Here is a 25727-nt window from a genome sequence, read left to right as displayed (position 1 = left end):
TATAAATATAATGCTTTATACTCTGCTAAGCACTAACAAATTAAATAACATAAAGCGTTACAAAATATGAAGGTACAGGTAAACGAGTTTTGGACATATGTGGGGCGAAAGAAAAATAAACGCTGGCTGTTAATATACCTATGACCCGGACAGTAAGAAGCAGATATTGACATGGCAGTGAGGTAAAAAGGATACGAGACGGCCAGAAGAACGACGTGCTTTTCAAAGAAAAATGAATCCCATGAGGTGGCAATGAAAATGTTTTTTTGAATAAAAACCGAACCCATCAGACCTTGTAGGACACAACCAAATCCCCAAACAACTTCTTAGTTCTTCCCAAATGGAATAAACAAGCGCATATCTGCCTCTGGCTCTAAATTAAAGCGGGTAATAAGTACCGAATCAGCTGGGTCTTCGTAATACTTCATCGCAATCTCAGTAATAGTTTCGTCTCCACTATAATAGTGCACACCTTTGATGGGTACAATAAACCACCGCTCTCCTATCACATCGCTATACTTTATACTTTTAGCATTACTGATGTTAAACATAAGGGCCACATCTAAAGTACTGTACTTTTTTTCCACGTCTCTGTACAATCCATACAATCGAAAATTTTCACTATCAAAAGGATCGAATCTATATTCATATACATGTTGCGCCCTTTTAGACTCATATTCTTCTTGAGATGCCAGCCGCACTTGAAGTTCTTGGGTGAGGTTTTTCAAACTGTCCACTTGCTGCTTGTATGCAGTAGTATCTACCTGCCACTTGTTTTCATTGAAAAAATAGAGGTAAAAAATAAAACCTGCAAAAGCAACAAATGCCACAAAAGTGACAATTGACAAAGTAAGTACAGATGCAGGTTGTTTTATAGGTTCTTCTACAGAATTGGAATCAGTCATGTTTTCTTTAAAATAGCTTCAATATTTCTTTGAAGAGCATTTACATTCGTTTTATTTGGGAAATATAAAGCAAATATAGGTAAACCTTTCACTTCTATTGAAGCAAAATTGCATACTTACCTAATTGGTTACAACCATGAATAAATGCTTACTTAAACTATCTTAATCATATCAAAAAAAAATCAAATAACACATTGGGAGCATTTGTGGTATTTTTTTGCAGATTTACTTTTGAACATTACATTTTATTGGCATATTAGTGCAGGGAACGTTAACGATAATAAGTTCATATAAATTCACCTAACTCCATAAGCCTATGAATACAACTTAATTACTCTCATCACATCACTTTAGTCAGCTTTTCGATATAGCTGCTACATGCGCTGTTTATGCCCATCGGTACTATCTGTTCATTAGGATAGGTTTCAATTCTTTTATCCAGCCACAATAACTCACCCTTCTACAGTTCATACTGTACACTATCAATAATCTAGCAAACTCAATTCGATAACTGCCTATTTTTCAAAAGGGCAGATTAGATGTTTTATGTTCCGAAATACTTAAGTTTTTGTTATGGGTCTTTTATAGCGCATCAACTCGGTTTCTTGCTAAGCACGAGTACATAAACAGTAATTTATTTCACTTTTTTACCCACCTTTTCCAAAAAGATGTACTTTTTGAAACAGGTGGACTATGCAACAAACTGTACTTCATACACCTTATCATTGTTTAACAGTAAATATGAAAAAATGAAAAAGAAAGAACTACTCATTGGAGTAATGCTAACCCTCTACCCCCTGTTATTTAGTGGGGCATTGTTTGCCCAAAGCTCCATAACAGGTACCGTCATCTCTGGGGAAGACAGCCAGCCCCTCCCCGGTGTATCGGTTGTCATAAAAGGGACTAGCACAGGTACAATCACTGATATTGATGGAAAGTATAAATTGGATGCCGCTCAAGGCAGCACTTTAGTATTTAGTTATATTGGTTTTCTTAGCGAAGAGATAGAATTAGGAAGTCAAAACATAGTAGACATAACATTAATACTTGACCTAAAACAACTGGAAGAAGTCATTGTTGTTGGATACGGTACTCAAGACAAAAGAGATGTAACCGCTGCTATTGGCTCAATAGACTCTGAACAAATCAATAAAATCCCGGTTGCCAATGGCGTCCAAGCCATGCAAGGCCAAGTAGCTGGTGTTGATATTCAATCTGGTGGTGGTCGCCCAGGGTCAGGTCCCTCTGTAAGGATAAGAGGGCGTAGGTCTATTACCGCTTCTAACAACCCATTATATGTTATTGATGGTATTCCACAAGCCAGCACCAGTAGCTCTGCATTGAACGACATCAACCCTCAAGATATCGCTTCTATGGAAGTATTGAAAGATGCTGCCGCTACAGCTATTTATGGTTCTAGGGGTGCTAACGGTGTTATCTTGATAACTACCAAAAGAGGGAAATCAGGCAAAACTCAGGTTTCTTATAATGGGTATTATGGCGTAACGGACATCATGAACAAAGTAGATATGATGAACGGTGAAGAGTTTGCCGATATGAAAAGGGAATCCAGAAGGGATGGGTATAATGGCGCCATCCCTGCAGATGACGCAGTATTTGATGACCCTATAGAACTAGAATCAATTGCACAAGGCAGGTCAACAGATTACCAAGATTTGGTATTCTCGCAAGGTTACCAAACCAGCCACCAAGTGTCAGTTATGGGCGGTAGTGACAAAACCCAATTCAACATGTCGGTGGGCTATTTTGATGAACAAGGCATCTACTCTAACATGGACTATAATAGAATTACTGGCAGAGTAAACCTAGACCATAAAATCAGCAATATATTCAAAGCCGGTATTTCATTTTTAGCCGTGCAGTCACTGCAAAATTATGGTTCAAACGCAACACTGGGCGAAGCTCTCTCTAACAATCCACTTGGTGTTCCTTATGATGAAGATGGAAACCTTCGCTTTTTACCAACCAATGATGGTATCCGTACTAATCCATTGAACGAACTGGTAGAAAATGCATTTATAGATGAACGAACAGTAGGCCGTATATTTGCTCCTATCTACTTAGAAGCCACTATTACAGAAGGCTTGAAATACAGAGCCAACTTTGGTCCTGACATCATTTATAAGAGAAATGGAGGCTTTAGAGGCAGCCTTACCAATGCTAACCGTGGCGGACCTGCGAGTGCAGATATCCAAAACGAAAAAGAGACCAACCTACTTTTGGAAAACTTGATAACCTATGACAAAAAAATAGGAGATAAACATGAGCTTAAATTCACTTTCCTCCAAAGCATCCAGTCTCAACGCTACGAAAAACACCGAACCGAAGTATCGAACCTTCCTTACGAATCACAACTTTTCTATAACATTGGAAGCGCAGAAGTAAAAGGCAACTTGGAAAGCCGATTAGAAGAATGGCAACTGGCTTCTTTCATGGGGAGAGTTAATTATGACCTTGCAGGAAAATACCTTTTCCAAGCTACACTACGTGCCGATGCGTCTTCTAGGCTAGCCGAAGGCAACAAGTGGCAATACTTCCCTGGCTTCTCAGCAGGGTGGAGAGTAATTGATGAGGCATTTATGGAAGGTATAGGCTTTTTGAGCGAATTGAAACTGAGAGCTTCTTATGGCTGGGTTGGTAATACCTCAATAGATCCGTACAAAACATGGGGTAACTTAGCACGAACTACCTACGCTTGGGATGAAAGCCCGGCTTTTGGCTACAGGCTCAATGAAATACCAAACTCAGAACTTACATGGGAAGTAACCAAAACATTGAACGTAGGCTTTGATTATGGACTCTTGGACGGAAGGCTTTCTGGGTCTTTTGAATGGTACAAATCAAATACAGATGATATTCTATTGAACAGGAATTTGCCAACTACATCTGGTTATGGGCAAGTCCTCCAAAACATAGGTAAAACAGAAACCACTGGTATAGAATTCAACATAGGTGCAATAGTGCTTGACAAACCAAATGGCCTGAATTGGGATATCAATTTTAACATCTCTACCTATAATGAAAAAATAGTTGACATAGGGCTTTATGACGAAAATGGCAATCCAAAAGACGATGTAGGAAATAAATGGTTCATAGGCCAGCCTATAAAAGTCCATTATGATTACCAAAAAGCGGGCATCTGGCAATTGGGTGAAGAAACACTGGCCAATGAGATGGAAAACAAAGTGCCAGGTGAAATAAAAAGAGCCGACCTTAGCGGACCAGATGGAGTTCCTGATGGTGAAATCACCTCTGACGACAGAGTAATTCTTGGAACAGATATCCCCGATTATTTAGGAGGAATCACCAACAACTTCTCCTACAAAGGCTTTGACTTGAGCGTATTCTTCTACTTTAGAATGGGGCAAATGATCAACTCTAATTTCCATAGAGGCTTTAACTCACTATTTGCCCGCTACAACAACCTAGACGTAGACTACTGGACAGTCGATAACCCAACCAATGCATACCCAAGACCAAACGAAAACCAAGAAAGCCCACGTGACAGCGACACCATGAGGTATTTTGATGGAAGTTTTGTAAAACTAAGGAACATCACTATGGGCTATAACTTCCCTACATCCTTTGCCAACAAGCTCAAAATGTCCAGTTTGAGAGTTTATGCCTCTGCCCAAAACCCTTGGTTCTGGTCGAATTATGAAACCTACGATCCTGAGATTAATGACAATGATGACAACAACAATATCAATGACATTTCTTCGGACAATGTGCCTACCAGCAGGTTGATCTTACTTGGACTGAACGTAAAATTCTAAACTCCAAACTCTGATTAAAATGAAAACAAAAATATTTTTCCCTATACTTTTGATTATTGCTTTTTTTGGTCAATCATGTAACGAATTCCTTGAAGAGGAACTGGTCTCCGATGTTTCTTCTGGAACATATTATACTACCCCAGCAGGGCTTGAAGATGCTGTAAAAGCAGCATATGCTGAAATGAAGCCTTTCTTTGGCGTAGAAAGAGGGTTTACTATGACGGCATTTGGTACAGACATCCATACTAATGGAGCTGATGGCAGCCACAAAGCCATTAACTTTTATGATGGCGGCTTAAACCCGAGGCAAAGCCAGATTAGAGACACTTGGAACGACTTCTACAGAGGGGTAAACCAATGTAACGCGGTAATCAACCGTTCTGAAGCCATTGATATGGATCCAGCACTGAAAGAGCAGCGTATCGCCGAAGTTAGATTTCTGAGAGGGTTTTATTACTTTATCCTTACCCGAACCTTTGGCGATATCCATCTATCTTTGGAAGAAACCGAAGGAGTAGAGATAATTGCCAACAAAACCCCCGCAAGCGAAATATACGCACAAGCCATTATTCCGGACTTGGAGTTTGCCATCAGCAAATTACCCGATGAACAAAGTGATTATGGCAGAGCAACTAAACCAGCGGCCGAGTTCTTATTGGGCCAAGCTCTTCTTACCAGAAGCTATACAAGTTTTGCCGCAGGCGATGATGCTACTAAAGCGGCTACACTGTTTGGCAATGTGATTAACAACTATGGCTTTGCCCTTCTCGATGATTTCAATGAACTATGGAACATAGACAATGAGGAAAACGCTGAAATCATTTTCACAGTACAGAACTCTAAAGGACAAGTAGATGAAGGACTAGATGGAAATGGAAACAGAGGCCACCTTTATTTCCTTATGGAATACGACAAACTTCCTGGCATGACCCGCGATATAGAAAACGGCAGGCCATGGAAAAGATTCAGACCAACCGAGTTTACCCTAACTTTATGGGACAGAGACGTGGACAGCCGCTACGACAATAGCTACAAGCACGTTTGGTATGCAAATAGCGAGGGAAATATCCCTAATTGGACACAAGAAGAAGCCGATGCTGGACATGTAGAGGCAAGCAAGGTTGGGCAACCTAAATTCACCGTGGGAGACACAGCCGTATTTATCCCTGGTCCCCAGAGAGATGCCGAATGGGATGCAGACGCCCAAGCAAAGGCTCGCTACATGGTTATCACCAACGATGAATATACCCAAAAGCTTTACCCCACACTCAAGAAATTCTTAGACAATACCCGCCCCAACAGGCAACATACCCAAGGCCAGCGTGACTTTATCTTGATGCGCCTTGCAGATGCTTATTTGCTGAGAGCGGAAGCTTACTTGAAAGCTGGCGATGTTACAAAAGCTGCAGCTGACATAAATGTGGTAAGAGAAAGGGCTGCTTGGGATGGAAAAGAGGCTGATATGATGATCGCCCCTGCTGATGTTACGCTCGATTTCATATTGGACGAAAGAGCGAGAGAACTTGCAGGCGAAGGTCAGCGCTGGTGGGACTTGACTAGGACTAAAAAACTGGTAGAAAGAGTTCGCCTCCACAACCCAGATGCAAGGGATAACATCCAAGAATACCATATGGTACGTCCTATCCCCCAAGATCAAATTGATAGAACTCAAAATGAAGATGGTCCTTACGGGCAAAACCCAGGTTACGAACAGTAATCAATATTTTCACTTAACCTACAAACACCTCTTGAAACTATTTTCAAGAGGTGTTTTTGATACCTGTACATTTCTATTTGAAAGTAGTCTTACACAAATTGCTTGCTTACCGTCAACTCTTTACTACCTTTTTCCCACACATAAAAACCTTCTCCAGACTTTGCTCCCAAGCAACCTGCATTCACCATGTTAACCAACAGTGGGCAAGGTGCATATTTACTTTCTCCCAAGCCTTCGTGCAACACATTCATGATGGACAGGCATACATCCAAACCTATAAAATCGGCCAACTGCAAGGGTCCCATGGGGTGAGCCATTCCAAGTTTCATAATTCCATCAATTGCCTCTACAGTAGCTACTCCTGTATAAAGCGAATGGATGGCTTCATTGATCATAGGCATCAAAATCCGATTGGCTACAAAGCCAGGGTAATCGTTTGCCGAAAGAGGGACTTTGCCGAGTTTCTCGCTCAACTCAATTGTAGTTGCCAAGGTTGCTTCAGATGTAAGGTAGCCCGAGATCACCTCAACAAGTTTCATCACTGGAACAGGATTCATAAAATGCATGCCAATCACCTTTTCGGGGCGAGATGTGACTGCCGCTATAGAAGTGATGGAAATAGAGGAAGTGTTACTTGCTAAAATGGTGTCTTTGGGGGCAAAAGCATCCAGCTGTTTAAAAATCTCCAGTTTGAGTCCTTTGTTTTCCGTCGCCGCTTCTACTACAAACACTACATCCCCCACTCCTTTTTCTATGCTTTGGATAGTAGAAATCCGCTGAAGCGATGCTTCTTTATCTACTTCGGAAATAAGTTCTTTTTTAACCTGTCGCGCCAAGTTTTTATCGATGGTACCTATCGCCTTTTCCAACGCTTTTTCCGAAACATCCACCAAGTTTACGGCAAATCCGTTTTGTGCAAAAACATGGGCTAAGCCGTTGCCCATAGTCCCAGCTCCTATTACTGCTATTTTTTTCATGTGATTATTGTCTATTGGTATTTAAAATCAGAAGTTTACGTAAGAAGCTGTTTTGAGCTTGCAAGCGTAACTTGAGTTGAAAATACAAAAGGAGCTTGGGGAAACAAAGCTTTGAAAAGTCAAATATCAACTTGTACACCATACACTTGGAAAATGCCTCCAACTTTGCGCCCAAAATTCATTAACTTTGCTGCCCAATAAACATGAATACCTGTTTTTACCTAAAACCTTCTGAATGAATAATTTGATTATAGCCATAGATGGCCATGCGGGATGTGGAAAAAGTACTACTGCGAAGTCTGTCGCAAAAAAATTGGGCTATACCTTCATAGATACTGGGGCTATGTACAGGGCTACTACGCTTTGGTTCATGGAAAACAACATCGATCTTTCTGACGAAAAAGCGGTAGCTACGGCGCTTACCAAAATCAAGCTCCGGTTTGAGTTCAATGCAGAAAAAGGGTTTGCCGAAATGATCTTGAACGGGGAAAATGTAGAAAACCAGATCAGAAGCATGGAAGTGAGTAATAAGGTCAGCGAGGTGAGCGCCTTGAGAACAGTAAGAACGTTTTTGGTAGAACAACAGCAAGAGATGGGAAAAAAGGGGGGAATAGTGATGGATGGCAGAGATATTGGCACGGTGGTGTTTCCAAATGCCGACCTGAAAGTATTCATGACCGCAAGTATAGAAACAAGGGCAAGAAGAAGGCAACTCGAATTGGCTTCCAAAGGCAAAGATGTGGATTTGCAAAGTATTATCGACAACTTAGGGCAAAGAGACGAAATAGATTCTTCTAGAAAAGAAAGCCCTCTAAAAAAAGCCGAAGATGCTATAGAAATAGACACATCGGACATGACAATAAAAGGCCAAATAGAAAAAGTGATTGCGCTAGCAAAAACAAAAGGCGCTTAGCGAACGCCCAAGCACTTAATAAATGTTAACTATTTGGTACTTCATGTGCCATATCTTACTTTAAATCAAGCTTAATTTTATTTATCATAACTATAAGCATGGAAGTCAGAATAGACGAGAAATCGGGGTATTGCTTTGGAGTAGAATATGCCATTCAAATGGCAGAAAGTGAAATGGAGAATTCGGGCAAATTATATTGCCTAGGAGATATCGTTCACAACAGCATGGAAGTAAATAGGCTGCATGCCAAAGGGCTGCGCATAATTGACCGTGAAGAACTAAAAAATCTTACCAATTGCCGAGTGCTCATAAGGGCACATGGCGAGCCGCCAGAAACATACAGAACGGCTATAGAAAATAATATTCAGCTTATTGATGCATCTTGTCCCGTGGTACTCAAACTACAAAATAGGGTAAAGCATGCTCATGATAAAATGCTAGAAGTAAATGGGCAAATGGTGATCTATGGTAAAAATGGACACGCTGAAGTGATAGGGCTGAACGGACAGACTCAAAACACGGCAGTGATCATTACTGGAATGGATGATTTGGACAAATTGGACTTTACACGCCCGATCTCGCTTTTTAGCCAAACTACTAAAAGCACAAAAGGCTTTTATGAAATAAAGGCGGAGATTGAACGAAGAATTGCCGCTAAAAACCCTAAAGGAAAATTAATAGAGTTTGATGCCAATGACAGCATTTGCCGCCAAGTATCTAACCGCGAACCTCAAATGGTAAAATTCTCGCAGGAAAGGGATGTGATTATTTTTGTAAGTGGCAAAAAGAGTTCGAATGGAAAGGCATTATACAATGTATGCCTTATGAACAATGCTAGAAGTTATTTCATAGAAAACGAGAGTGAAATAGACCCAAGTTGGTTCAAACCCACTGATAAAGTTGGTATTTCAGGAGCTACCTCTACCCCAATGTGGCTTATGGAAAACGTAGCTAACTATATAAAAAATTTGGATTTGGAGCTTGTAAGCTAGTAAATTCAGTTATACGAATAAGATAAATAAGAGCGAAACGTGGATGCAACATTTGAAAACTTACTAAATAAGTGGTACACCCTCACCTACTTTGGCGTGCGGGACGACATGCCCTATTCATTGCAGAAGCGTACATTGCTTTGTAATAAACTAGGGATGTTGGCACTTTCCTTGGCTATTTTTAGCCTGCCACTATTGGTTTTCAAGTTGCACAGTATGTATACCGCAACGGTAATTACGTTTACGGCAGTTTACCTGGGGCTCATCCCTTACCTCAATAAGAAAAGGCAAGTTAATTTCACAAGGCTTTCGTTTAGCACTTTTGCACCTATCATGCTGTTGGGCTATACGCTCATAAAAAAAATCAGGCATCCTTACGAAATAGGAGTAATCGATTACTTTGCTCCTAGAGCGTTAATTTTCTTGACTATTCTGCTCCCATTGGTACTCCTCGATTTTAAGAACATACGCCAAATGACCCTTGGCTTGGGAGCAAATATCCTTTGCCTTATTTTTTATGATTACTGGCATACGATGTTTGGTGTGGGTTATGAAAACATGCCTTTCTTTACAGAAGGCTACTTCATGATCAATGTAATCTACGTTTTTGCCGTATTGGCCATCATTGGCTCATTCTATTTTTACCAACGAACCAACGATCACTTTGAAAGTGAAAACCAAAAGCTCTTTGAGGCTGTGAAAATGAAAAACAGGGCACTTCGGGAAGAACAGGTAAAACTCACTAAAACATACGAAGAGCTAAAATCTTCGGATGATGAACTAAGAAAAAACTCCGAAGAACTACAAGCCATAAACGACAATCTTACCCAATATAGAGATGAGCTAAAAGTCAGTTTGCTCAGAGAAAGAGAGAGTAGGGAAAAACTTGAAAATATCAACCTCGAACTCAAACACGCACAAGCACAGCTTATCCAATCGGAAAAAATGGCTTCTTTAGGTCAGTTAACAGCAGGTGTGGCCCATGAAATAAACAACCCGATCAACTTTGTATACGCTGGCGTGAGTACACTCAAAACTTCCATTGAAAACTTCATGCAGATCATCAATAAGTACGAAAAAATTGATGAGACCATCTATAATGGAAAGCTGGTAGAAGTGATAGAAGATATCAAGCTTACCAAAGAACATCTTTCATATGATGAACTGAAAGACGATATCAACCTGATTTTAGGCGATATTAGCCAAGGAGCTATCCGTACGGCAGAAATTGTCCGTGGTCTTCGTAACTTCTCAAGGCTAGACGAAGAGCACCTTAAAATGGCAAGCATAAACGAATGCCTTGAATCTACTTTGGTTATTCTGAAAAGCCAGTTCAAGGACCATGTTCATGTTGTAAAAGAATATGAAAAAGAGCTTCCCGAGGTAAACTGCTACCCTGGCCAGCTCAACCAAGTATTCATGAACATACTCAACAATGCGGGGCAGGCACTTCACTCAGAAGGTACCATTACCATTAAGACGGTAAACCTGAATGAATACATTCAAATAAGCATAAAAGATACGGGGCACGGAATTCCCGAAGATCTCAAAAACAAGATTTTCGAACCTTTTTATACCACCAAAGATGTGGGTGAAGGAACCGGACTTGGACTCTCTATCAGTTATGGGATCATAGAAAAGCACAATGGTAGGATTGAAGTAAAAAGTAAAATGGGCGAAGGCTCCGAGTTTATAATCTATATTTCAAAAAACCTTTAGACCTCTCTCCCCTGATAAGCCTCTTTGGCTTATCTTTAGTTTTTTAAAACTAAACCCTTCAAAAAACTAATCTATTCATGGAAATTTATTTGGTAAGGCATACTACTCCCGATGTGGAGAGAGGTATTTTGTATGGGCAAACTGACCTTGGACTTTCGGAAATTGGAAAAAAAGAAGTGGGCGAGGTATGTTCAAAACTTCCCGAAGAACTAATGAATGCCGACCTCTATTCCAGCCCACTAGCTCGTTGTAAAATTTTGGCTGAAAACATAGAGGCTAAACTCGGTATTAAAAATGGTATCACGTACGATGATAGGCTTAAAGAATTAAGCTTTGGCGACTGGGAAATGCGAAAATGGGCAGAGATAAAAAGTGAGGAAAGTAAGAGCTGGGTAGATGATTTTGTTGACAAATCAGCTCCCAATGGCGAATCCTTTCAAGTTTTAAGTGAACGGGTGATGGCTGCTTTTAACAGCATAGCGGCTAATCCTGAAAATTCGAACCCCAAAATCATTGTAGCCCACGCAGGTGTGATCAGGTGTATTATCGCCAATTTACTTGGGGTAAAACTTAAAAATGTATTCCAGCTTTACATGAAATATGGAAGTATTTCCAAAGTAGAAGTGGGCAAAGACTTCAAAAGGTTGATGTTCTTTAATTTCTAAGGTTATAGGCTAAAATAGAATCGAAATTGCATTGATAGTATTGATCAGTACAATGAAGAACAATGCCCCAAGCAAAAAATAGCTCTTGGCATCTAACCGTCCTTTCTTAGTTGTAATTTCAGGAGTATTTACCTCCGTAGTTAATTTATCTTCTTGGGTGTCCATTTTTTTAGTAGTTATAGTTATCAGTAATTAAATAAGGTACCCGTGTAATGTATTGCTCAAATTTACTAATAAAATACGCATGTTTGTTATATTCTGTTTACAATACCCTTCCTAATAATACTTAACGGGCTTTTTGAGTATAAATTACAACCGCCTGATTATTGTAATAAACAAAGGGCTACTGAACATAAAATAGTACTTTTGTTTTTATTCCACTCAAAACTAACACCGCTTTGTTTGTTCACAAGACTTTATAAAAATGAAGTAATAGCTGTAAACCTAACTTACAAGAATTATGAAAATCACGATACTCTGCTTCGGCATCACGAGGGATATAATAGGGAAGTTTGAAGTAACAATGGAGCTTAAAAGTGGAGCTAATGTTCAAGATTTACTAAATACGCTGGAAACTAACTACCCTAAACTTCAAGGACTCAATAGCTTAAAAGTTGCAGCCAATAGCGAATACATCCCCCATTCATATGAAATTAATCCAAACGACGAGATAGCATTGATCCCACCAGTGAGTGGTGGATAAAATAGAATTTCAAAACTACATTATGATATACATTTCAGATAAACCTCTCGATATTAGCGCTGCCCTTACTGCTACGGCTTCAGAAAGCGCAGGTGCTATAGATATATTTGTGGGCACTGTCCGAAACAAAACCAAAGGACGCCCAGTAGTAAGACTAGAATTTGAAGCATACGACAAGATGGCCGAAAGCGAAATGAATAAGCTCGCCGAGGAAATAAAGCAAAAATGGCCGGTGGAAAAAATAAGTATTATCCATCGAAAAGGTGCGTTAGAAGTTGGAGAAACTGCAGTGATCATCGCTGTTTCTACCCCACATCGAGCAGCATCTTTCAAAGCTTGCCGCTATGCCATAGACCAACTGAAGGAACGCGTTCCCATCTGGAAAAAAGAAATATTTGAAGACGGAGAAATGTGGGTTTCTGCCCATGCATAAAAAACAACTACATAAAATGAAAATCTATACCAAAACTGGCGATAAAGGAACTACATCCCTACTGGGAGGAAAAAGAGTATCAAAAGCTCATGCACGAATTGATGCCTACGGCACGGTGGACGAGCTCAACAGCTATGTCGGACTAGTGAGAGACCAAAAGAGCAATGAGGGAAGAAAAGAGCTGTTAGTCCAAATCCAAGAGCGCTTATTCACATTAGGCTCTTCCCTTGCCGCTGATCCTGAAAAAGACAAGCTTTTTGTGCCTGATATTTACGAAAGTGATATTGAAACTCTTGAAACTGCAATGGATGAAATGGACTCTCAACTTCCCCCCATGAAAAACTTCGTATTGCCAGGCGGACACCAATCTGTTTCATTTTGCCATTTGGCTAGGGTCGTTTGCCGCAGGGCTGAAAGGCTTTGCATCAAGCTTTCGGAGTCGGAAGAAGTGGATGACAAGGTGGTTAGATACCTCAACAGGTTATCCGATTTTTTCTTCGTTTTGGGAAGGAAAATGAGCGTTGAATTGAATGCAGAAGAGATTCCATGGAAGCCTCGCGAAAAGAAGAACTAGATTTAGATAGATTCTATATAAATGATATTTGCATTTATTTACACGCAAACTATTGGTTTTTTAAAAAATTATCATTCCTTTGCATTGTAATTAAAAATAAAGAAAAAATGATTCGCAGTACAGTAAAATCTTTTGAAGGACTTTTATGGAAATACCAGCTCGGGTATAGTGTGCTGTTTTAAGATATATTAAAACTTAAAATTGAAGACCCGAGCTAAAAAGTTCGGGTTTTTTTATGAAAAAAATCAAATGAGAAAAGAACAAGTAATTGATCATTCAAGCTATCTGGCACAGCTAAGTCCAGGGTTTATGTTATTTGCTGAAGAAAGGTAGGTTCTTACTTTTTCCCCAGCCATTACTGAAGCCCGGACTGCCAAGTTCGGGCTTTTTTATGACCTTCATGGTTTGCCCGGAAATGGTTTTGCTGTTACACAATGCGCAAGACCCTCTATGCTTCTCCTAGAGAAGAACCTGCCCTATTTCCGGGCTTTACTCGATGTGCTCTCTAACGCAAACATCAGGAACCATGAAAACTAAAATCACTCTTATCGGTCTGCTTTTGCAGGTTTGCACCAAGGCACTTGCCTCTGGCAAAGGGACTGCCCAAGGTGATATGGACTTCATGGTCACTATCATGGGTGTCATCTTGATGGTTGTTGTTCTTTTTACAGTTTGGAAAGCAGTCCAAAAAAAGCCTGAGGTAGTTGAGTTACCCAAGCAAAAAACATTGGAAGAACTTACTAACGAGGAATTTGGAGACTTGGATGCTATCGGACCAAATGCTTTCGCCAGTACAAAATACCTCGGTACAAAACAAGGCTTGGATACGTACTTGATGTTGGCTAAAGTTGACAGAGCTAGCATCGAAGCAGAAGCAAGAGAAAATGAAAGCAAAAAAATGAAAACTATGCTAATTATCGCATTGGTAGCCAGTGCTTTCATCACCGCTCTTTTCTTGATCTAATTGAAGTAAAGCATTGCCTTCGGAAAGGCAATGCTTATTTTTCCTCCTCCTGCTGTTTAAAATGGTATTTCATATATTTATTTTCAATGTTATGATACCCTTCAAATATGGCTGAATGGCTAGATGAAGAATAGCTCACCTCTTCCTCCTTATCGTAATTTTTGTAATAATATGCTGTTATCAAGCCTACTATCGCTCCTATCAAATGTGATTCGAAAGAAATTTTAGGGTCGTTAGGAAATATGCCGTAAAGCATCCCGCCGTACAGAAAAGCCACACTGAGGGAAACCATGGTCGATTTGATGTCTTTCCTAAATATTCCACTAAAAAACAGAAAGCTGGCAAAGCCATAAACCAACCCACTCGCTCCTATATGATACGCTGGACGACCAAATAACCAAACCCCCAACCCTGTTAACATGTAAATATTGATAAAAACAGCCTGTCCTATTCGGGGAAAGAAAAAGAGAATACTGAAACCCAGTAATAAAAAGCTTGTACTATTAGAAAGCAAGTGGGAAAAGTCAGCATGTAAAAAGGGAGAAATTACTATACCTATAATTCCATCAAACTTACGAGGATAAATACCCCATTCATGGATATTGAATCCAAAAATATTCTCGGCAAATTCAATTACCCAAAAAGCAATAGTGATAGCTAAAGGAATTTTTAAAGCGTCTAAAGGGCGAGTGTTCATGAGCGCAAAATAGTATTATGCCTCAACAGAACAAATTCTTTAGGAGTTCAATTTTGAGCTTAAAATAAAATGATAGGAAAACTTCGATTTAGGGAAATTCAACTTGAGGGAAACAGGTTTGAGGTAGGTATAAAAAAAGATAGAATAGGAGAATCTCCCCTATCCTATGCCCTCTAAATATGAAAATGAAAAAAAACTATATCCTTAATTGGCTAGATACCAATGAAATGCCTTTGTTTAATTTTTATGCGTGATTTATGAAATGAACGTGCTTCATATACAAATAGTTTTCTACCTAGGAAAATAATTCATTATTTCTAATAAAAACTAAATAAAATTATATTCTTTATAAGAAATAAGCACTTTTTCTAACATGAACAACATTTTAGATACAACTTAAACAAAAAAAACTCATACAATTATGTTTAAAGATTTCTGATTCAATCCCTACAAAACATTCCAATATAGGTTCAAATTCTTTAATATATTTGCCCATAATCCACTCCTTAATAATACCACTAAGCAAAACCTCTACTCGAAAATGAAAAGCCTATTCTTTCACAAAGAATAGTGGAGTTTCTATATACCTAAACCAATTAAAGACTTAAATTATGATGCAAAACAAAAGCCTATTCGCCCTTTTTCTGAGCCTAAGCCTTATTGGATGCAGACACCCAAAAGATGCACCCGATACTTCTATAAGTATTTCCAATGAGTACGAAGAGGCTGAAGTTCTGGGCACAATTGAAAACAATGAAATAAATGAAGCTTCAGGCATTGCTACTAGCGTCAGCTTCAAAAATGCTATTTGGACGCATAATGACAGTGGGGGTAAGAACAGCCTATTTTTACTTGACAAAGCTGGTAAGCACCTAGCCGAGTTTGTTTTGGAAGGAATAGAAAACAGGGACTGGGAAGACATAGCTGTTGGCCCTGGACCTACAGAGGGAACAAACTATATTTACTTAGCTGAGACTGGAGACAACCAAGCTCAATATGAAGGAAAATACATTTATAGATTTGCTGAACCCGAATCATATACTGGATCGGTAAAACCTGATACCATTCATGAAATAGAGACCCTCTCCTTTTCTTACCCCGATGGTAATAGAGATGCCGAAACCATTATGGTCAACCCTCTTAACAAAGATATTTATATAGTTTCTAAGCGAGAGGACAATGTCCATTTTTACAGAGCTGCCTTCCCTCAATCAACTACCAAAACCTTCCCACTCGAAAAACTAGGGGTACTTCCATTCTATAATGTGACCGCTGGAGACATTTCTCCTGATGGGAAAGAACTCTTATTGAAAAACTACTACAACATTTATTATTGGAAGGTAAAAGAGGGCAACATTCCTAATACTATGCTCAAAACAGATGCGGTAAGGTTAACATATGAACCAGAATCCCAAGGAGAATCTATTGCTTTTTCGAGAGAAAGCGAAGGCGGGTTTTATACAGTTAGCGAAGAAAATGGAGATGAGGCGGTGGTTCTTTTTTATCCTAGGGCAAAAAAATAGCCGGTTATTTCTAACCGGCTTTTCTTCAAGTTTCTTTCTTTTAATACTCCCAAAGAAGGGCTTCGTACTCTAGCAATTTATATACAGCCTCTTGAGAGGCTTGTAATGCTCTTTTTCCTCCACCGTATAGTTCAACTATGCTACTATTTTTTGGGTGCTCATATTTAACCAACATTCCATTATAAAGCCTTAAGTCAAATGCTTCTGATAAATTTAAGCTTGCAGCAGAGTTCTGAGGGTTAAACCAAATAGCATCTGGGTTATTTTTAAATAACTTTTCAGCAAGTTCTCTGTAGCTAAAGCTAGCCAATTCTTTATCAAGTCCCAATGGGTTTTGGTCGGCAGGAATAATTATCGTGAGCACTTGAACATCGTGCTTGGCCCTTGATTCTCTCCTATCAAACAAGTAATCTTCTTTAATTTCCATTACATACAATTGCTTAGGGAAAAACTCAACAGGCATATCAGCCGCAAGTTCAGATGCGGTTTCTTCACCACCAGCATCACCCCAATCATCATCATTATCCCAAGTACCTTCATCATCGTCGCCCATTTGATCAAGATCATTCATGGTAGGAACTTTAAGCCTTTCCAGAAAATCCGCTTCAGAAAGTTTTTTATCCAAATTATCATCGGCATACGGAGTAATGATACCTGCCTTCACTGCATCTATTAGTAATCCTGTAATTTCTTTATCTGTTGCAAAGAAAGGCGCATTTGCTTTTTGACGCATGTCTACTCTAAACCAAAGCGTTTTTTTGAACATGATATCGTCTTTCCTGACTGGTCTCACAGAATTTTCGTTATAAAGATCTGCTGGTTGATCATTATTGCGAGCCATTTGCTGAGCTTCCGCCGCAAACATCATCAATCCACCAAGAAGGAATAGCACGAATTTTTTGAAAATCATCATTCTTTGAACAGTTTTTATCTTGCAGTAAGTACTTAAAATCAGAAGTTGTATTATCTATTTTTAATTGAATCAAAAAAAGTGCCTTTTTCTTCCAAACTCCAAAAATAAGCTATTTTTTTAGTCCATTTTCTTTGATTCGTTCAACCTCCAATCATAATCTAGATAACTCACATCAGCACCCTCACTGATTTGTACTTTGCTATACTTGTTTAAGAACTCAACCAAGGAGCTTTCTTTTTTAAAATCCCCTCCAAACCACGAAAAGATCTTGGAGAGTTTGACCTCGTTTTCAGCCAATTGATTTTTACTAGGGTCATTGATAAAACCAACGGTTTGTTCGGTTAATTGTTGCTCCAGTTTTTCCGCTACAAAAGCTTCATTACGTAATTTAGGACAAGATTCCGAGGCACAATTGATGGCAAAATGGATACGAGGTTCGCTAAAGTGTTTACGCAAAATACCATGTTCGATATTGTTCAAATCCAGCGCTTCCCCTTCTATCTCAATGAACTTGATATCCCAAACACTGTTTACAAAAGGTATGGCAATTTTAGAACCTATATCCTTAATGCTTTCCAACGGATAGTGCCTCAAAACAATTTGGACTGTATAAGCATTATATGCATTTATCCAGTATGCCAACTGCTCATTTTCCGACCATTTGTTACTATCAGGATAGTTTTTGGAAAGTACTGATAAATATTCGTTGAGTTTAGTGGAATCTTTTAAAAAAGACCGGTAGTTTACGTAACCGTCCGCATTGACATGTTTCTTCAATAAAGCATCCCACTGCTCATGGGAGACTGGGCTAGAACCCGTATGCCTTTCTGCTACAGATTCGCAGCTTGTGAACAAAGCCAAAGCCATAAGTACTAGTAAAACACTTCTTTTCATGGTAATCGAATTTTTCTGTTTCCATGATACAACCGTTCTTGGGCACAGCTTGTTCCAATTCCCCAAAAGTGTTTTTATTTTAGCATAACTAAACATCTTATCACACAAACAAAACACTAATTATCAATTATTTAAAGCCATTACAAAATACATATCGGAACTCTTTTATCAGACAAAGCAATTTGAAAACCTAGAGTTTTTTGGCTAAAAACCAATAAATACCCCAAGTAAATCTCACAATAAATCAGTGATAACTAGGTGGTTCACAGCCCCAAAATCTTTACCTTTGAACTATGAAAGAAGGCAACTTTACCAACACAAAAGGCAAGAGTAACCTCGCCAAAGGGTTACAAGATTTATCGGCGATGGGCAAAAAAAGGCCCTATGATATTGAACTTGAGCAAGCTGTGCTGGGTGCACTTATGCTTGAAAAGGATGCCCTAACGGAAGTAATCGAGATCTTGAAGGTAGAAACATTCGACCTTGAAGCCCATCAACATATATTTAAGGCTATCCTTTCTTTGTTCAAAAGATCTGAGCCTATTGATATTCTTACCGTTTCGAACCAGCTCAAAAAAGAAGGAAAGTTTGAAGCAGCAAAAGGCGGCGTGTACATTACACAACTTACTAACCGCGTTAACTCTGCTGCCAATATCGAGTTCCACGCTCGTTTGCTTTTGCAATATGCCATTAAAAGGCAATTGATCCAGATTGCCAACGAGATGCAGCGTGATGCTTACGAAGAAACTAGTGATGTGTTTGAAATGCTTGACAAAACTGAGCAAGCATTGTTTGAAGTTTCGGAGATGAACATCCGTAAAAACTATGCTGGAATGGATGTGCTGCTTAGCGAGACCATTGCCGAACTGGAAAAACTTAAAGATCAAAAAGATGGTCTTACGGGTGTACCAAGTGGTTTTTCCGACCTTGATAGAATTACTTCTGGCTGGCAAAAATCGGATTTAATTATCCTTGCAGCCCGACCTGGTATGGGTAAAACAGCCTTTGTACTTTCCGCCCTCCGAAATGCAGCAGTTGAATTTGGAAGAGGTGCAGCCATTTTCTCATTGGAGATGTCGTCGGTTCAGCTAGTGAAAAGGCTTATATCGGCTGAGTGTGAACTCGCCAGTGATGTGCTGAAAACAGGTAAACTATCGGAAGTAGAGTGGAAGAGATTGATTGATCGAACGGCTAAAATCACCGATGCTCCTATCTTCATTGACGATACACCTGCATTGAGCATTTTGGAATTGAGGGCAAAATGCCGAAGGCTAAAGCAGCAACACGATATTCAAATAATCATTATTGACTACCTCCAGCTAATGACGGGAGATAGTGGAAAAAATGGAAACAGGGAACAAGAAATTGCAATGATCTCTCGATCGCTGAAGCAAATAGCCAAAGAGCTAAATGTTCCTGTGATCGCACTTTCCCAGCTTAGCCGTGCGGTGGAAACTAGGGGTGGAGACAAAAAACCTCAACTTTCCGACCTTAGGGAATCAGGGTCTATTGAACAAGATGCCGATATGGTAATTTTCTTATATCGTCCTGATTACTACAATATTACAGAAGATGAAGAAGGAAACTCTGTAAAGGGAACGGGTGAGGTAATCTTGGCAAAAAACAGGCATGGCTCTCTCGAAAACGTCAGGCTGAAATTTATTGGAGAGTACACCAAGTTTACCGATCTAGATTACGATTCTTTTAGCATGGGCAGCAACTTTGACAATAACTTCTTGGATAGTAACCTTCCCAACCCAAGCGGAGCAGGAACTTCAACAGTTACTTTCCAAAGTAAGCTGAACAGCGACGATCAAATGCCAGGAGGTGCCAGTGGTGGACAACCTGAGGAGCCTCCTTTTTAGCAAAAACAAGGTATTATAATAAAAAGAGCGGGCTAATGAAATGATCATTAACCCGCTCTTTTTATATTCGACAAGGTCAGAACTATTCCTGCCGTTTATTTATTTCATCACGTATTTTTGCTGCTTTTTCATACTCTTCATTAGCTATGGCCGCTTCCATCATAGACTGCAAGCTACTAGTAGGAATGGATGCCAAGTCATCACCTAAAGAGGAAGGCGGCGTGCTCGAAACAGTTTCCATAGGCTCAGCAGAAGTCTTTTTCCGAGATGGTTTTGGTGCCTGCTCCTCTTCTTCATCGTTCAATACAATTCCCGCTTCTTGAAGCACGCTTTCTACTGTAAAAATAGGTGCATTGAACCTTAATGCAATTGCCACAGCATCCGAAGGCCGGGCATCTATTTCTACGAAGTTTGTTCCATCTTTAGAACTTGAGATAATTTTGGCATAAAAAACCCCTTCCCTCAAATCAGAAATAATGATTTCATGAATATCAATTTCAAATTTGTCGGAAAACGATCTAAAAAGATCATGCGTCATAGGTCGGTTGGAAACTATTTTTTCCATTTCTATCGCTATTGCTTGGGCTTCGAACATACCAATAATAATAGGTAGCCTACGGCTTCCATGTTCCTCTCCCAACACAAGCGCAAAAGATCCCGACTGAGAATGACTTGCCGACAAACCTAATATTTCAAGCTTTATTTTATCCACAGTAATTCCCTCTTGTTTTAAAACACCAGTTCGTCCCGATAGTTTGGGATAATATAAGCCTTAGTATTCAAAACAGCTTATTTAGATGTTCTTTAATATTTTTCCAATCACTTCAGTAGCAAATGTAATGAAATTACAAACATCTGTATTGTAGAAATTGAATTACACACAAAGTTTGATATCATGTACTAATTTCGCCTTCAAATACCAAGACTAGCCACTAACTTGAAGCCTCTAAGATAAAGGCAGCAAACATAATATGCTATAATAAGATATAATTTAAGGCAAATCAAAAGTACATTTCAAAAATAACAAAATATTCACCCTATTTATGCCAATTTTACAACCAAAGAAATTCAGTATTCCAGTCTATCAATATAATAAGCATTTGCAAACCATTGTTCCCAGTTTTTTCAGAAAAATTGAAGAAATCGATTTTTCAAGGGAAAGAATAGCTACACCAGATGGTGATTTCCTTGATTTGGATTGGTCAAAAACAGGGGCTAAAAAACTAATTATAATAACCCATGGGCTTGAGGGCAACTCAACGAGACATTATGTAACAGGGCTAGCAAATTTATTTAATAAAAACGGTTGGGATGCATTGGCTTGGAACTGCCGAAGTTGTAGCGGTGAGCCCAATCTCCTTCCCCGTTTTTACCACCATGGCGATGTACCCGACTTCAAACTTGTGGTAGAACATGCACTTTCTATTCAAAAATATGATGAAATATACCTTACTGGCTTTAGTATGGGCGGCAGTATGGTCATCAATTACTTGGGTAAAGAAGGAAAAAGTGTACCAAAAGAGGTAAAAAAAGGCATTGCAGTTTCAGTTCCTTGCGACCTCAGAGCATGCAGCGATCTGCTAGAAGAAAACAGAAACAGGTTTTATAACCAACGTTTTTTGAAAAAGCTGAAGCAGAAAGTCTATCAGAAAAACGAAAGAATGCCTAATGACATCAGTATAGAACCTTTTAAAAAAGGTTTAGTAAAAACTTGTAGGGACTTTGACCAATATTACACCGCCCCCCTACATGGCTTTGCCGATGCTTTTGATTTTTATGAAAATGCCACCGCAAATAAATACATGCAAAACACAAATCGTCCAATACTCATCCTCAATGCACTTAATGATCCATTTTTGTCCAATAGTTCTTACCCTGTAAAAACAGCTCAAAATCATGATCTCATATTTCTGGAAACACCTACAAGAGGAGGACATGTAGGCTTTGTACAAAAAAATTCCACTGCTACTTACGCCGAACTCCGTACTTTAGAATTCTGTACAAATCAACCTTAACCTTTCTGGTGTATGGGTAAAACTACGGTAAAAGTAGTTCCTTTGCCTAGCTCACTCTTTACATCTACCCAGCCGTGGTGATCTTCTATTATTCCCATTACTATGGAAAGCCCCATTCCCGTGCCTTTACCTACTTCTTTGGTGGTAAAAAATGGATCAAAAATCCTTTTAAGGTCTTGATCACAAATCCCCGGTCCCGTATCCTCCACCGTTATGGCCACATGTTCTTCCTCATACATTTTCACACTAATGTCAATACTCCCTTTTTCCTCTATTGCCTGAGCTGCATTTACTAAAAGGTTCATCAGCACTTGGTTAACTTGGCTAGGCGAACATTCAATATTAGGGACTTCATCAATATTCTTAAAAACTTCTACCTTCCCCTTTAAGAGATGATTCAGTAAAAGCAAGTTGTTGTCAATACCTTCACTGATATTATAGGGTGCAATTTTAGCATTATCGGAGCGCGAAAACGAACGCAAGCCTTTCACTATCTCAGCCGTCCGGTTAGCCCCCGTCTCTATATGATGAGTGATTTTTCCTGCATTTTTCATCATTGCATCAAACTTCATACTCTTCTTCGCCCGCTCTATTTCTTTATATTTTTCCTGTACATTATCCTTGTCAATTCCCTCAAAAAGTTTTGTAAGCTCCAGCACTTGGTTTATCACCATTTTCAATCCGGTAATCCCTGATTTTATAAAATTTACAGGGTTATTTATTTCATGGGCAATGCCTGCAGTTAGCAACCCTAAGGATGCCATTTTCTCAGACTGTACCAATTGAGACTGGGCTTTTTTAAGCTGATCGAGCATAGACACCAGTTCTTCATTTTGCACAGATAGCTCCTCTTCCGAAGACTGTAATTCTTTGTATTGAGCAGAAATTTCTTTATTCTTTTCAAAAATCTCATAAGTTCGTTCTTGTACTTTCTGCTCCAAAATTGTTTTTTGCCCCTTCAAAACCCTGATACGGAACATGTAAAAACTTACAATACTTCCTATCACCAATACCACTGCACCTACCCTTGCCCACCATGTCCGCCACCAAGGTGGGGCAATGGTAACCGTTAGCGATGCAACATTTTTGTTCCAAACACCTTCACTATTTGTTGCCTTCACCTTAAATGTATATTCCCCAGGGTCGAGGTTTGTGTAGATGGCAAAATTCCTGTTCTCTACATAATTCCATTCATCATCAAAACCTTCCAACATATAAGCATATTGAATTTGCTTTGGGTTGCCGTAATCCAAAGCAGCAAAACTCAAACTAAAAACGGTCTGTAAATGTGTTAAGGTAATAGAATCGGTAATAGAAATATGCTTTTCTAATGGAGAGCATTGATCTCCGATTTCCACCGGCTTATTATAAATCAGGAAGTCTGTAAAAACGATGGGCGGAGAAAAATCGCTCACTTGGACGGCAGAAGGGTCGAATACATTAAAGCCTGCATTGCCACCTGCATATATCTTCCCTTCTTTATCTTGAAAATACGAGCCCACCATGAATCCATTTTCCTGAAGCCCATTACTCTCACCATAATTCACAAATGTTTCTGAAAGTGGAAAAAAACGAGAGATTCCTTTGCTAGTGGTAAGCCAAATGGATCCGTCTTGTGCTATAATCACCCCAAACACGATGTCATTGCCTAGTCCTTGATCTTCATTATAATCTACAAACTCATTTTTCTCTGGGTTGAACCGTGAGAGTCCTCCTCCATACGTTCCAAGCCACAGCTCCCCATCGGCATCTTCAGCTATAGACATCACCATATCTGTTCGAGGGTTAGAACGAATATCTTTGTGCCGAAAACAGGTAAAAGTGTTGGTAAGAGGGTCAAACAAATTCAAACCTTGAAACGTACCTATCCAAAGTCTATTTTTACTGTCTTCAAATATAGCCCGTATCGAATTGTTGCTTAATGAGGTGCTGTCTGCTGCATTATGTTTAAAATGAGTAATTACCCCAGTTTCCAAATTCAAGCGGTTCAACCCTCCTCGGTTAGTACCAGCCCAAATATTCCCCTTGCTATCTTCCCCTATTTCCCACACCGAATTACTTGAAAGAGAAATAGAATCCCCCTCACTATAGTCTATATTTTCAAATTCTCCATTTCTATACACATACAAGCCGTATTGATACCCTCCAATCCATAGCTCACCCGCAGAACTCATATATAACGATAAAATAACATCATCTCTTAGTCTGCTATTATCCTTATTGAAGTGCTTGAAACCATTGCCATCCAACACGTTCAGCCCTCCACCATCAGTACCTACCCACAAACGACCTTTTTCATCTTTTTCAAAAGACAACACTGTATTATGAGACAAACTATGGGGATCATCAATATCATGTTTAAATACAGAAAACAAGTTATTTTGACGGTTTTGAAAACAAACCCCACCTAAATAAGTACCAACCCAAACATCGTTTTTTTGATCTATAAATATATCCCTTATCACCTGAGAGCTTAAGCTGGACTGGTCAACATTGTTTTTGATATAATGTCCCACTACCGAATCTCCATCAAAGAGGCAAAGCCCATCTCCGTCAGTACCAACCCAAAGAATCCCCTCATTATCCAACTCTACCGAAAAAAGATGGTCAGGAATACTGCTATTTTCAGCATGAAACCTTGCTAATTCTCCCGTAGAGTTATCGTAACTATACAAACCTGAATCTTGAGAGGCTGCCCAAACTTTATTGTGGATTTTATCTACTGCAATATCATTCACCAGTACACCGCTAAAAACTTCAACAGCTTCCTTCGTATTAGCATCAATTTTATAAAGCCCGTCGTTTAGCATCCCAAGCCATATGTCTCCATCTACCCCTTTTTCAATTGACATTGCAGGTTTTATAACCAAAGGGGAAAACTGCGAAGGGTCAATTTTTTCAGATTTTGTATCAAATAATACCAAGCCCCTGTATTCTGTAGCCAGCCACAACTTACCTGGCTCCACCTCTACCATTTCCTTTATTGCCAAGTTTTCAAGCCCCCTTATGTTTTTAAAACAGTCAGATTTTCGATCATAAAGGCTCAATCCTCCTCTGGTAGCTATCCACAACCGTTGGCTGCTATCTTCCAACAAAGCTTTTATACTACTGTTGGAAAGTGAAGTCGTATCTCTTCCATTGAAGCGGTACGACTTAAAGGATAGCCCATCGTATTTGTTGAGGCCGTCCTCCGTAGCTATCCAGATAAACCCCTGATAGTCTTGGCAGAAATCATTTACTATAGTGGAGGAAAGACCTTCCGAACGGCTTAGCTGTTTGAACCGAAGCTGATTTTGTAAAGTTTGAGGGAAAACAGAATGCAATGCAATGAAAAACAACCCGATGGTATATAGAATATATTTTCTGTGGTCTCTTTTCATCTGATGTATTCGTCATCTAATTAAACTCATTGGAATGATATATCTAAAAAACAACCCGTTTACCAAATATAAACTAATTCT

Annotated in this window: 21 protein-coding genes; 13 read left to right on the top strand and 8 right to left on the bottom strand. The window is 39.3% G+C overall.

All coding sequences use genetic code 11. The annotated features are described in order from the left end of the window. Positions 1–326: 326 nt before the first annotated feature. Positions 327–905: a hypothetical protein gene (locus R9C00_05550; protein ID WPO36906.1), complete on the bottom strand. Its 579-nt coding sequence runs from the start codon at positions 903–905 to the stop codon at positions 327–329. A 749-nt stretch (positions 906–1654) separates the two neighbouring features. Here R9C00_05550 and R9C00_05545 point away from each other — a divergent pair. Next, positions 1655–4702, top strand: a complete 3048-nt coding sequence (locus R9C00_05545) for a TonB-dependent receptor (GenBank protein WPO36905.1) — start codon at positions 1655–1657, stop codon at positions 4700–4702. A gap of 19 nt (positions 4703–4721) precedes the next feature. Then, positions 4722–6419 carry a RagB/SusD family nutrient uptake outer membrane protein gene (locus tag R9C00_05540; protein WPO36904.1) on the top strand — a complete coding sequence of 566 codons (1698 nt, stop codon included), beginning with the start codon at positions 4722–4724 and terminating at the stop codon, positions 6417–6419. A gap of 89 nt (positions 6420–6508) precedes the next feature. On the opposite strand, the gene R9C00_05535 is transcribed toward R9C00_05540, so the two are convergent. Then, a complete protein-coding gene (locus R9C00_05535; protein WPO36903.1) occupies positions 6509–7396 on the bottom strand; it encodes a 3-hydroxyacyl-CoA dehydrogenase NAD-binding domain-containing protein in 888 nt (295 codons plus the stop codon). A 235-nt stretch (positions 7397–7631) separates the two neighbouring features. On the opposite strand from R9C00_05535, the gene cmk reads away from it, so the two are divergent. From cmk to cobC, 4 genes are all read left to right on the top strand, one after another. Further along, the gene (cmk, locus tag R9C00_05530; protein ID WPO36902.1) at positions 7632–8309 is read left to right on the top strand and encodes a (d)CMP kinase; all 678 of its coding nucleotides are present in this window, start codon (positions 7632–7634) and stop codon (positions 8307–8309) included. Between the two features lie 98 nt (positions 8310–8407). Next, positions 8408–9301: a 4-hydroxy-3-methylbut-2-enyl diphosphate reductase gene (locus R9C00_05525; GenBank protein WPO36901.1), complete on the top strand. Its 894-nt coding sequence runs from the start codon at positions 8408–8410 to the stop codon at positions 9299–9301. Positions 9302–9340: 39 nt separating this feature from the next. Then, positions 9341–11020 carry an ATP-binding protein gene (locus tag R9C00_05520; protein WPO36900.1) on the top strand — a complete coding sequence of 560 codons (1680 nt, stop codon included), beginning with the start codon at positions 9341–9343 and terminating at the stop codon, positions 11018–11020. Positions 11021–11097: 77 nt separating this feature from the next. Then, complete coding sequence (gene cobC / locus R9C00_05515) at positions 11098–11685, top strand: alpha-ribazole phosphatase (GenBank protein WPO36899.1); 588 nt, start codon at positions 11098–11100, stop codon at positions 11683–11685. 9 nt (positions 11686–11694) lie between these two features. Here cobC and R9C00_05510 read toward each other — a convergent pair whose 3' ends face one another. Then, entirely contained in the window at positions 11695–11850 is a 156-nt protein-coding gene (locus R9C00_05510; protein ID WPO36898.1) for a hypothetical protein, read from the bottom strand. Positions 11851–12145: 295 nt separating this feature from the next. On the opposite strand from R9C00_05510, the gene R9C00_05505 reads away from it, so the two are divergent. The 4 genes from R9C00_05505 (at position 12146) to R9C00_05490 (ending at position 14359) form a co-directional block, all read left to right on the top strand. Beyond that, positions 12146–12388, top strand: coding sequence for a MoaD/ThiS family protein (locus R9C00_05505; protein WPO36897.1), 243 nt, complete (start codon positions 12146–12148; stop codon positions 12386–12388). 22 nt (positions 12389–12410) lie between these two features. Beyond that, positions 12411–12821 carry a molybdenum cofactor biosynthesis protein MoaE gene (locus R9C00_05500; protein ID WPO36896.1) on the top strand — a complete coding sequence of 137 codons (411 nt, stop codon included), beginning with the start codon at positions 12411–12413 and terminating at the stop codon, positions 12819–12821. Between the two features lie 16 nt (positions 12822–12837). Further along, on the top strand, positions 12838–13395 hold the full coding sequence (locus R9C00_05495; GenBank protein WPO36895.1) for a cob(I)yrinic acid a,c-diamide adenosyltransferase: 558 nt from the start codon (positions 12838–12840) through the stop codon (positions 13393–13395). Positions 13396–13921: 526 nt separating this feature from the next. After that, a complete protein-coding gene (locus R9C00_05490) occupies positions 13922–14359 on the top strand; it encodes a hypothetical protein (protein ID WPO36894.1) in 438 nt (145 codons plus the stop codon). Positions 14360–14393: 34 nt separating this feature from the next. Here the strand turns inward: R9C00_05490 and R9C00_05485 are convergent, their stop codons facing one another. After that, positions 14394–15056, bottom strand: coding sequence for a rhomboid family intramembrane serine protease (locus R9C00_05485; protein ID WPO36893.1), 663 nt, complete (start codon positions 15054–15056; stop codon positions 14394–14396). A 611-nt stretch (positions 15057–15667) separates the two neighbouring features. On the opposite strand from R9C00_05485, the gene R9C00_05480 reads away from it, so the two are divergent. Continuing rightward, a complete protein-coding gene (locus R9C00_05480) occupies positions 15668–16579 on the top strand; it encodes a hypothetical protein (GenBank protein ID WPO36892.1) in 912 nt (303 codons plus the stop codon). A gap of 40 nt (positions 16580–16619) precedes the next feature. Here R9C00_05480 and gldN read toward each other — a convergent pair whose 3' ends face one another. Both gldN and R9C00_05470 read right to left on the bottom strand, forming a co-directional pair. Further along, the gene (gene gldN / locus R9C00_05475; protein ID WPO36891.1) at positions 16620–17492 is read right to left on the bottom strand and encodes a gliding motility protein GldN; all 873 of its coding nucleotides are present in this window, start codon (positions 17490–17492) and stop codon (positions 16620–16622) included. A 117-nt stretch (positions 17493–17609) separates the two neighbouring features. Then, entirely contained in the window at positions 17610–18386 is a 777-nt protein-coding gene (locus R9C00_05470; protein WPO36890.1) for a DUF547 domain-containing protein, read from the bottom strand. A gap of 293 nt (positions 18387–18679) precedes the next feature. On the opposite strand from R9C00_05470, the gene dnaB reads away from it, so the two are divergent. Continuing rightward, a complete protein-coding gene (gene dnaB / locus R9C00_05465; GenBank protein WPO36889.1) occupies positions 18680–20251 on the top strand; it encodes a replicative DNA helicase in 1572 nt (523 codons plus the stop codon). 82 nt (positions 20252–20333) lie between these two features. Here dnaB and R9C00_05460 read toward each other — a convergent pair whose 3' ends face one another. Further along, entirely contained in the window at positions 20334–20963 is a 630-nt protein-coding gene (locus tag R9C00_05460; GenBank protein ID WPO36888.1) for a bifunctional nuclease family protein, read from the bottom strand. 331 nt (positions 20964–21294) lie between these two features. On the opposite strand from R9C00_05460, the gene R9C00_05455 reads away from it, so the two are divergent. Then, complete coding sequence (locus R9C00_05455) at positions 21295–22266, top strand: alpha/beta fold hydrolase (GenBank protein ID WPO36887.1); 972 nt, start codon at positions 21295–21297, stop codon at positions 22264–22266. Here R9C00_05455 and R9C00_05450 read toward each other — a convergent pair. Then, positions 22263–25646, bottom strand: a complete 3384-nt coding sequence (locus R9C00_05450) for a two-component regulator propeller domain-containing protein (protein ID WPO36886.1) — start codon at positions 25644–25646, stop codon at positions 22263–22265. The two genes, R9C00_05455 and R9C00_05450, sit on opposite strands and share 4 nt — an antisense overlap. Positions 25647–25727 lie beyond the last annotated feature (81 nt).

The organism is Flammeovirgaceae bacterium SG7u.111 (genome assembly GCA_034044135.1).
GTDB lineage: Bacteria > Bacteroidota > Bacteroidia > Cytophagales > Flammeovirgaceae.
Note: the sequence above shows the minus strand (reverse complement) of the source record. Positions and strands in the feature narration are given on the sequence as shown.

Excerpts from the sequence above, each read along its gene's own strand:
- R9C00_05540 (WPO36904.1), top strand. The coding sequence starts at position 4,722 with ATGAAAACAAAAATATTTTTCCCTATACTTTTGATTATTGCTTTTTTT.
- cobC (WPO36899.1), top strand. The coding sequence starts at position 11,098 with ATGGAAATTTATTTGGTAAGGCATACTACTCCCGATGTGGAGAGAGGT.
- gldN (WPO36891.1), bottom strand. The coding sequence starts at position 17,492 with ATGATGATTTTCAAAAAATTCGTGCTATTCCTTCTTGGTGGATTGATG.
- dnaB (WPO36889.1), top strand. The coding sequence starts at position 18,680 with ATGAAAGAAGGCAACTTTACCAACACAAAAGGCAAGAGTAACCTCGCC.
- R9C00_05480 (WPO36892.1), top strand. The coding sequence starts at position 15,668 with ATGATGCAAAACAAAAGCCTATTCGCCCTTTTTCTGAGCCTAAGCCTT.
- R9C00_05470 (WPO36890.1), bottom strand. The coding sequence starts at position 18,386 with ATGAAAAGAAGTGTTTTACTAGTACTTATGGCTTTGGCTTTGTTCACA.
- R9C00_05525 (WPO36901.1), top strand. The coding sequence starts at position 8,408 with ATGGAAGTCAGAATAGACGAGAAATCGGGGTATTGCTTTGGAGTAGAA.
- R9C00_05500 (WPO36896.1), top strand. The coding sequence starts at position 12,411 with ATGATATACATTTCAGATAAACCTCTCGATATTAGCGCTGCCCTTACT.
- R9C00_05490 (WPO36894.1), top strand. The coding sequence starts at position 13,922 with ATGAAAACTAAAATCACTCTTATCGGTCTGCTTTTGCAGGTTTGCACC.
- R9C00_05450 (WPO36886.1), bottom strand. The coding sequence starts at position 25,646 with ATGAAAAGAGACCACAGAAAATATATTCTATATACCATCGGGTTGTTT.
- R9C00_05505 (WPO36897.1), top strand. The coding sequence starts at position 12,146 with ATGAAAATCACGATACTCTGCTTCGGCATCACGAGGGATATAATAGGG.
- cmk (WPO36902.1), top strand. The coding sequence starts at position 7,632 with ATGAATAATTTGATTATAGCCATAGATGGCCATGCGGGATGTGGAAAA.
- R9C00_05495 (WPO36895.1), top strand. The coding sequence starts at position 12,838 with ATGAAAATCTATACCAAAACTGGCGATAAAGGAACTACATCCCTACTG.
- R9C00_05535 (WPO36903.1), bottom strand. The coding sequence starts at position 7,396 with ATGAAAAAAATAGCAGTAATAGGAGCTGGGACTATGGGCAACGGCTTA.
- R9C00_05545 (WPO36905.1), top strand. The coding sequence starts at position 1,655 with ATGAAAAAGAAAGAACTACTCATTGGAGTAATGCTAACCCTCTACCCC.
- R9C00_05455 (WPO36887.1), top strand. The coding sequence starts at position 21,295 with ATGCCAATTTTACAACCAAAGAAATTCAGTATTCCAGTCTATCAATAT.
- R9C00_05510 (WPO36898.1), bottom strand. The coding sequence starts at position 11,850 with ATGGACACCCAAGAAGATAAATTAACTACGGAGGTAAATACTCCTGAA.
- R9C00_05550 (WPO36906.1), bottom strand. The coding sequence starts at position 905 with ATGACTGATTCCAATTCTGTAGAAGAACCTATAAAACAACCTGCATCT.
- R9C00_05485 (WPO36893.1), bottom strand. The coding sequence starts at position 15,056 with ATGAACACTCGCCCTTTAGACGCTTTAAAAATTCCTTTAGCTATCACT.